The following is a 7,932-nucleotide window of genomic DNA, read 5'->3' as shown; positions in this document are numbered from 1 at the left end:
GGTCTTTCCGCTCCTCAACGGGTATGTCACTGGGCCCGGTTCGTCGGGCGGTGAGTCGACGGCTCGCGCGGTCAGGCGAGTTCGGTATCGGTCAGCTGGTCGATCTCGGCCCTGATCCGCTCCTCGATCGCCTGGGCGAGTCCACCGACGGTGGACTGCTCGAAGACCGTCCGGATGGTCAGGTCGACGTCGAAGGCGTCCTGGAGGCGGGAGGTCATCCGGATGGCGAGGATGGAGTGTCCGCCCAGTGCGAAGAAGTCGTCGTGCACGCCGATCCGCTCCAGGCCGAGGATCTCGCCCCAGATCTCGGCGATGCGTTCCTCGGTCGGCGTGGACGGCGCCCGGTAGGCGCCCCTCGCCAGGTCGAGGACGGGCAGGCCGCGGTGGTCGACCTTGCCGTTGGAGGTGAGCGGGATCGCCGGGACGACGGCGTAGGCGGTCGGCAGCATGTACTCGGGGAGCACGGCCGCGAGCCCTTCGCGTACGGCGGTCAGGTCGGGGTCGGCAGGGCCGTCCGGGACGAGGTAGGCGGCCAGGGACTTTTCGCCCGCGTCGTCGTCGCGCAGCACGACCACGGCGTCAAGGACACCGGGAAGGCCCGTCAACTGGGCGCGGATCTCGCCGAGTTCGATCCGGTAGCCGCGCAGCTTGACCTGGTCGTCGATGCGGCCGAGGAATTCGATGCTGCCGCCTGGGAGGCGGCGGGCGAGGTCGCCGGTGCGGTAGAGGCGGGATCCTGCCGGGCCGAACGGGTCGGGCACGAAGCGTTCCGCGGTCAGTGCCGGGCGGGCCAGATAGCCGCGGGCCACGCCGTGCCCGCCGACGTGCAGCTCGCCCGCGACGCCGACGGGGAGAGGGTGCCCCGCGGGGTCGAGGACGTGGGCGGTCGTGTTCGGCAGGGGGCCGCCGAGCGGGACCGGGCCGTCGTAGGGCTCGGTGACCGGGTGCGCGGTGGAGCCGATCGACGCCTCGGTGGGGCCGTACTCGTTGATCAGCCGGTGGCCGCCGAGGGCGGTCAGCCAGTGGTTGGCGGTCCTTGCGGACAGCGCCTCCCCCGCGACAAGGACGGTCCTCGCGAGGCGGGCCGTCTGTTCGGCGTCGAGCTGGTGGGCGAGCAGGTCCAGATGGCCGGGGGTGAGCTTGACGAAGTCGAACGGTCCGGCGGCGTCCAGTGCCGTGCCAAGGCCCGCGAGGTCCAGATCGGCGGGCAGGACGTGCACGGGGCCGCCGGTCATCAGCGGCACGTACAGGTTGGTGGCGGGCAGGTCGAAGGCGATGGAGGAGAACAGGGGCGCTCCGCCGTCGCCGTCGGACATCAACTCCCTTGCCGCCCAGCCGAGATGGTTGGCGAGGCCGCCGTGGGTGACCATCACTCCCTTGGGGGTGCCGGTCGAGCCGGAGGTGTAGATGACGTAGGCGAGGGCGTCCGGGTCGCCGCACCGCGGCGGGGCGTCGGCGGGGCGTTGTGCGACCGCCGCGCGCTCGTGGTCCAGGAGGACACGGGTGCCGGTGAAGCCGTCGGTTGCGTGCGCGAGGGCGGAGTCGGTGAGCAGCAACGCCGCCCCGCTGTCGGTGAGGACGTGACGCAGTCGCTCGGCCGGGTTGGTCGCGTCGAGCGGGACGTAGGCGGCGCCCGTCTTCCACACGGCGAGGAGGGCGGCGACCAGGTCGGGCCCGCGGTCGAGGCAGACGCCGACGACGGTCTCCGGTCCCGCGCCCTGCGCGGCGAGATGATGGGCGATGCGGTTGGCGTACGCGTCGAGTTCGCCGTACGTCAGCCGTACGTCGGCGGCGAGGACGGCCGGGGCGTCGGGGCGGGCGGCGGCCATGGCCTCGATCCGGTCGAGGACCGTGCCGGCGGGGAACTCCTCTGCGGTCGCGTTCCACTCCCCGAGGAGCTGCGCGCGCTCGGCGTCGGGCAGGATGTCGGCCTCGGCGAGCGGGGTGGCGGGGGCGGCGGTCACGGAGGCCAGGAGGCGTACGAAGTGGTCCGCGAAGCGCTCGATGGTGGCGTGCTCGAACAGGGCGGTGGCGTATTCGAGGGCGCCGGTCCAGGTGCCGTCGGCCTCGCGCCGCACGTAGAGGGTCAGGTCGGTCTTGGAGACCTGGCGGGCGCCGCGCAGGTAGTCGAGGTCGGTGCGGTCGGGCATGCCGCCGGTGAGCTGCTCGTCGTGCATGTTGAAGGCGACCTGGTAGAGCGGGGTGCGGGACAGGTCGCGTTCGGGGCGCAGTTCCTCGACGAGGTGCTCGAAGGGCACTTCCTGGTGGGCGAAGGCGTCCAGACAGGCACCGCGCACCCGGCCGAGGGCGTCCTGGAAGGACTGTCCGGCCTCCAAGGGGCAGCGCAGGACGAGGGAGTTGAGGAAGAAGCCGACCATGGGGCGCAGTTCGGGCCGGGTGCGGCCGGCGACGGGGGCTCCGACGACGACGTCCCACTGCCCGGTGTGCCGGGCGAGCAGGGTGCCGAAGGCCGTGAGGAGCGTCATGAACGGCGTGGCCTCGTTGCGGCGGCCGAGCGCGGTCGCGGCGTCGACGAGGGGCTGCGGGATGCTGAAGGTGACGACGGAGCCGTGAGGGTCGCGCTCCGGGGGGCGCGGGTGGTCGGTGGGCAGTTCGAGCGGGGCCATGCCGTCGAGCGTGCGGCGCCAGAAGTCCAGGTCGTCGGCGAGCCGCTCGGTGGTGCGCCACTGTTGCTGCCAGGACGCGAAGTCCGCGTACTGCACCGGCAGTTCGGGCAAGTCGGTCGGCTCACCGGCGTGCAGGGCACGGCACAGGGTGCGGAACTCGTCCTCCAGGACCGCCGATGACCAGCCGTCGCAGGCGACGTGGTGGATGGTGACAAGGAGCAGCTGGTCCTCGCCGGGGGCCCGGCCGAGCAGTGCCCGCCAGACCTGACCGCCCTCCAGGTCGAAGCCCGCCTCGAACTGCTCGGCGTAGACGGGGAGGAGGTCGTCGCGCTCGCCGTCGACGACCCGCAGCTCGACCGGCGTGTACGGCTCGACGATCTGTACGGGTTCGCCGCCGCGGGAGGCGTAACGGGTGCGCAGCGCCTCGTGCCGCTCGCCGAGGATGTCGAGCGCGCGGCGGACGGCGTCGGCGGAGATGTCCGGGGAGAGCCGGATGAAGAGGGGCGCCGTCCACTCCGGGCTCTTGGGGTGCATCGTGTTCATGAACCACAGCCGGCGCTGGCCGAAGGACAGCGGGAGTTCCCCGTCGCGGGGAACGGGGGTGACGGCGGGTTCGACGGCGGCTGCGGAGTCGACGAGCGCGGCCTGCTCGCGGACCGTGACCGCGGCGAAGAGGTCGGCGAGCACCACTTGGCGGCCGGTGGTCCTGTGCAGCATTTCGGCGAGCTGGGTGAGGACGAGGGAGTGTCCGCCGAGCTGGAAGAAGTTGTCGTCGAGGCCGATGTCGGCGATGCCGAGCAGCTCCGACCACGTCTGGCAGACGGCGCGTTCGGCGGAGGTGACCGGGGCCGCGTGGACCGGCCGCCCGGGAAGTTCGGCGGCGAAGGCGGCGGGCGCCTGTGCGCCATCGGAGACCCGGCCGAGGAGCTCCACGGCGCCGTCCGCGCGCCAGCGGACCTCGTCGCCCGTCCGGTACATGCGCGAGCCCGGCGCCCCGAAGGGGGCGGGCCGCAGCCGCTCGGCCGTGGCGAGCGGGTCGCCGAGGATCCCGCGCGCCACCGCGGAACCGGCGACATGCAGCTCGCCCGGAACGCCGGGGGGTACCGGGTCTCCGTACGCGTCGAGCACGAGCACGCGCACCTTGTCGACCGGCCGTCCGAGGGATGCGGCGGCCGCGGCATCGCCGGACCCGCCTTCCACAGGGCACGCGGTGACGGCGAGCGCACCGCTGTCGGGGCCGTACACCTGCCAGGCCTGGGCGCCGGCCGCGGTGACGACAGCGGTGGGGGCGGGACCGGCGGGGCTTCCTGCCGCGAGGACGAGGCGCAGGGCGCCGCAGGCGGCCCAGTCACCTTCTGCCGCGGCGGCGTCGAGACCGGAGGCGGCGATCGGCATGACGGTGACGCCGTGGCCGGCGACAGTGTGGGCGAGGGGGGCCTTCGCCGTGGCCGTCACCACGGTCGCACCGGTGGTGAGGGCGGTGAACAGCGGCCAGTAGGAGGCGAGGCCGGAGGGCGTGCACAGCACACGGTCCGCGTCGGTCACACCGAAGCGGCGGGTGGTCCAGCGGACGTGGTGTGCGACGGTCGCGTGATCCGCCATCAGATACTGGCCATCGTCGGCCAGTTGGACTCCCCAGGCCAGATCGTCGTCCTCGACGCTTACCGCGGGCGGGGTGGCCGCCTGGGAACGCAAGGTGTCGCGCTCGGCGTCGAGGTCGATCACCGGAGCCGGTCCGGCTCCGGCGCGCAGGGCGGCCGCCGCGTTGCCCTGGGTCAGGACGGCCGCCGGCTCGGCGTACCGGCGCAGCGCCCGCAGCCCCTCATCCGGCACGTCGGCCGGCAGCGGCAGGACCGCCGCGCCCGCCCGCCAGACCGCGAGCAGTGCCGTCGGCAGGTCCGCGGAGAGCGGCAGGTGCACGGCGACGAGCGATCCCCGGCCCACACCGGCCGCGCACAACAGGTGCGCCAGCCGATTGGCCTCCGCGTCGAGCTCCGCGTAACCGATCCCGCGCCCGCCGTCGCCGTCGACGAGGGCGGTCCGGTCCGGGGCCTGGGCTGCCAGGTCCGAGAAGAGAAGGTGGAGGGGCGACTGACGTGCCACAAGTGCTCCCCGTGGGGTCGTGTGCGGTGGGTGGGCGGAGTGAGGTGCGGGCCGGACGAGAGGGCTGAGAAGCCCGGTGTCGGCGGGAGTGCGAGCGCGGGGGGGGCGCGGGGAGGGCGGGGGGAGCGGGGCGGGGGCCTCCGCTCAGCCCCGGGCCTCCGCTTCCGCGCGGGCCTCTGCGGTCAGCCCGCCGCCTCCGCCATCCGGCGGCGCAGGCTGAGCGGGCGCATGTCGGTCCAGATCTCGCCGATGTGCGCGAGGCACTCCTCCTTGGTGCCGCGGGTGCCCTCGGCGTGCCAGCCCGCCGGAAGCTCCCGCTCGGCCCACCAGATGGAGTACTGCTCCTCGTCGTTGAGGACGACGAGGTAGGTCTGCGCGTCGGTGTTCTGCTCGGCCATGTCGCTCCCTGATCGGTTGGGTTTCGAACGTGTCGTATCTGCTCGTATCGGCGTTCGGGAGTCTGTGAACTGGCGCTATAGGGCTTCTATATCGGGCCGCACCGGCATGTAGAGCCGGTATAGAAACGCTCCGCAAGCTGTCCGGCGAATCGCATTCCACACGCCTCGGCGGGGGCGCAGAAGGGAAGGCCGGGATGCCGGACCACCGGAACTGGAAACCACTGGAGATCACCCCGGCGAGCGTGGGCGCGAAACCTGGCGCCGAAGGGCTCGCCGCGTATCTCGACGCTCTTCCCGACCTTGCCGAACGACTCACCGAGGAACGGGCGTTGGTGTTCCGTGGCTTCGGCGTCGACCCCGACGAACTCGACACCGTCATGGACCGTCTGCTGCCCGACCGGGCGGCCTATGTGCATGGGAATTCCCCGCGCACCAAGGTCGGACGGAACGTCTACACGTCGACGGAATATCCGTCGGAATTCGTCATCTCGATGCACAACGAGCTTTCGTACGCGCACCGTTGGCCGTCCCGGCTGCTGTTCTTCTGCCACACCGCCCCGGAAACCGGCGGTGCCACCCCCGTGGTGAACGGCGCACTGTGGCTCGCGTCGCTGGACGACGAGGTGCGCGAGGCGTTCGCCGGCGGGGTGCGCTACACGCAGAACCTGCACGGGGGCCGCGGCCTCGGCAAGAGCTGGCAGGAGACGTTCGAGACCGAGGACCGCGACGCGGTCGAGGAGTTCCTCTCCACGACCGCCTCGAACTGGACGTGGCTCCCCGGCGACGCCCTGCGCGTCACCCAGGACCGCCCGGCCACGCTGCGTCACCCGGTGACCGGCGAGGAGGTCTGGTTCAACCAGTCCGACCAGTGGCACCCGGCGGCGCTCGGCGAGGACGCGGCCGCACTGGCCCGGGTGTTGCCCGCCGACGAACTGCCGCAGTCCGTCAGCTTCGCCGACGGCAGTCCGATCCCCGACGCGTACGTGCTGCAGGTGCGCGACCGCGGCCTGGCCGCCGCCGTCGACGTCGACTGGCACGCCGGTGACCTGCTGCTGATCGACAACGTGCTGGTCGGCCACGGCCGCCGCTCGTTCACCGGCAGCCGCCGGGTCCTTGTGGCCATGTCCAGCTGACTGCCCGCTCTCGTACGCACGCTCCCGTACGCACGTTCCCGCACGCCCGGACGGCCGCCGAGGCCCCGTCGGGCGACGCACCCCGCAAGCACAGGCCCGAAGGAGACGCATGTCCATAGCGACCCCCGATCCCGGGGCGGTCCGGTCCGACGCCGACGCCGACGCACCGCTCTCGCTGACCTTGACCGACCCCGAGCGCCGTGAATTCGACGCTGTGGCACAGCAGTTGGCCACCACCACTCCGGAGCTGATCGACGACGCCAAGTGGGTGGCCGCGGCCCGGGAACTCTCCGCCCACCTGCCGCCGAGGCTGCGCCAGGTCGTACGGGCCTACCGGCACGACCCCGGCGAGGACGGCACCCTCCTGCTGCGCAACTTGCCGGTGGACCCGGAGGTGCTGCCCACGACGCCGACGGTTCCGGAGTCGGTGGAGCGGGAGGCCACGGTCCCGGCCGCCGTCGCCGTACTGATCGCGGCGGAGCTCGGCGAGATCGCCGCCTACCGCAACGAGAAGTCGGGCGCCCTCGTGCAGAATGTGGTGCCGGTCCCGGGCCGCGAGTCGTCACAGAGCAACGCGGGCTCCACACCGCTGGAGCTGCACGTCGAGAACGCCTTCCACCCGCACCGCCCCGACTTCGTGGGCCTGTTGTGCTTGCGCGCAGACCCCGACAACGCGGCCGGCACCCTCGTCTCGTCGTTCCGACGCACGCTGCGCCTGCTCGACCCCGCGACCCGCGAGGTGCTGCACCAGGAACGCTTCACCACCGTGCCGCCGCCGTCCTTCCGGTCGGGGGACTCGGCCGTCGCCCACGCGGTGCTCACGGGAGACCCCGAAGACCCCAACGTCAAGGTGGACTTCAACGCCACCGCCGCCGTCGACACCGAGGCCGCGGCGGCCCTGGAGCGACTGCGGGACGCGTTCGTCGAAGCCTCGACGTCGGTCCCGCTGCGCTCCGGCGAGATGGTGTTCGTGGACAACCGCCTCGCCATTCACGGGCGTTCGGCCTTCACCCCGCGCTACGACGGCCAGGACCGCTGGCTGCACCGCACGTTCGTCCTCCTGGACAACCGCCGAACCCGCGGCAGCCGCCCCGGCAACGGCAGCGTTCTCGACTGATCCGCACGCGACGGGTCGTGCCGGTCGGTGACGATGCGGACCTCCACAGCGCCACGCAGCACCGCCGCAGGCCAGGCCAGGCCGACGGCGGTGCTGCGTTACCGCGTTCGTACGACGGGGCCCTGGCCACCGCGACGGCACATCACGAGCAGCCGAGGACGGGCGAGCCCGACGTGGTCACTGCCGGGCGGGCAATTACGCTCCATGCGCGGCAAGTTCGCCCAAGGCCATAGGTGATCGCGGGGACGGTCGGTCATCCGCGCCGCCACAGCCCGCCGATCGCCTGACTTGCTCCCTGGCAGGAGGAGGCGACGGCGCACGCGTCCGGAGTGATCGCCCTTGGTGTGCGGCGCTCGGGGTTATCGGCCAGCCGTGGCGCCAACGGCCGCCACAAGGGCTACGAGGCCGAGCACGTACTGCCCAAGCACCTCGTCCCTGGCTGCGGCTCGCGCAACCGCGGAAAGGGGGCCCCGCCCACCGGCCAACGCACCGAGCGTCACCCACCTCATGGCGTGCCCGAGGCGCCAGGCCTGGGCGACATCGGGGATCTCCTC

The 7,932-nt window shown here is 72.7% G+C and carries 4 protein-coding genes; 2 read left to right on the top strand and 2 right to left on the bottom strand.

The features are described 5' to 3' along the window. Positions 1-71: 71 nt before the first annotated feature. Together E5671_RS35460 and E5671_RS35455 are read right to left on the bottom strand one after the other, a co-directional pair. Positions 72-4,730 (bottom strand): non-ribosomal peptide synthetase, encoded by a 4,659-nt coding sequence (locus E5671_RS35460; protein ID WP_160507933.1) that lies wholly within the window; start codon positions 4,728-4,730, stop codon positions 72-74. Between the two features lie 182 nt (positions 4,731-4,912). Beyond that, the gene (locus E5671_RS35455; RefSeq protein ID WP_160507932.1) at positions 4,913-5,128 is read right to left on the bottom strand and encodes an MbtH family protein; all 216 of its coding nucleotides are present in this window, start codon (positions 5,126-5,128) and stop codon (positions 4,913-4,915) included. Between the two features lie 194 nt (positions 5,129-5,322). Between E5671_RS35455 and E5671_RS35450 the strand changes: the two genes are divergently transcribed. Both E5671_RS35450 and E5671_RS35445 read left to right on the top strand, forming a co-directional pair. Continuing rightward, complete coding sequence (locus E5671_RS35450; RefSeq protein WP_160507931.1) at positions 5,323-6,261, top strand: TauD/TfdA family dioxygenase; 939 nt, start codon at positions 5,323-5,325, stop codon at positions 6,259-6,261. Between the two features lie 109 nt (positions 6,262-6,370). Beyond that, positions 6,371-7,378 carry a TauD/TfdA family dioxygenase gene (locus E5671_RS35445; RefSeq protein ID WP_160507930.1) on the top strand — a complete coding sequence of 336 codons (1,008 nt, stop codon included), beginning with the start codon at positions 6,371-6,373 and terminating at the stop codon, positions 7,376-7,378. Positions 7,379-7,932: the final 554 nt, after the last annotated feature.

The sequence above is a fragment of the Streptomyces sp. BA2 genome (genome assembly GCF_009769735.1).
Taxonomy (GTDB): domain Bacteria; phylum Actinomycetota; class Actinomycetes; order Streptomycetales; family Streptomycetaceae; genus Streptomyces.
Note: the sequence above shows the minus strand (reverse complement) of the source record. Positions and strands in the feature narration are given on the sequence as shown.

What these genes read in the sequence shown, in the direction of transcription:
- E5671_RS35455 (WP_160507932.1), bottom strand. Translation starts at nt 5,128, where the DNA reads ATGGCCGAGCAGAACACCGACGCGCAGACCTACCTCGTCGTCCTCAAC.
- E5671_RS35450 (WP_160507931.1), top strand. Translation starts at nt 5,323, where the DNA reads ATGCCGGACCACCGGAACTGGAAACCACTGGAGATCACCCCGGCGAGC.
- E5671_RS35445 (WP_160507930.1), top strand. Translation starts at nt 6,371, where the DNA reads ATGTCCATAGCGACCCCCGATCCCGGGGCGGTCCGGTCCGACGCCGAC.